This is a genomic window from Pseudomonas sp. DE0010, from assembly GCF_007680745.1.
GTDB lineage: Bacteria > Pseudomonadota > Gammaproteobacteria > Pseudomonadales > Pseudomonadaceae > Aquipseudomonas > Aquipseudomonas parafulva_B.
In genome coordinates, this window is record NZ_VEJQ01000301.1 from 1 (window position 1) to 236 (window position 236).

Below are 236 nucleotides of genomic sequence, written 5' to 3' on the forward strand. Positions count from 1 at the left end.
CGCTGACGAATTCCTTGTTGCCCGGGTGGACGATGGTCTGGCGTCCGCCCTTGCCCTGGTACAGCGCGGGTTCGTCGATGTCGCGGGCAGGAATGCTGATCTGCTCGCCGTGCTCCATGTCGGTGATGGAGCGCCGACTCACGGCTTCCTCGACCGCCTTCTTGATGTGCTCACGATAACGCCGCAGGAAACGCGTGCGGTTCACCGTGCTCTTGTTCTTGCCGTTTAGACGCCGG

1 protein-coding gene is annotated in these 236 nt (G+C 62.7%); it reads right to left on the reverse strand.

What is annotated here, in order from left to right:
• Positions 1-236 (reverse strand): DUF444 family protein (locus tag FS767_RS22620; protein ID WP_144968310.1); only part of this gene is annotated, 236 nt, incomplete at both ends.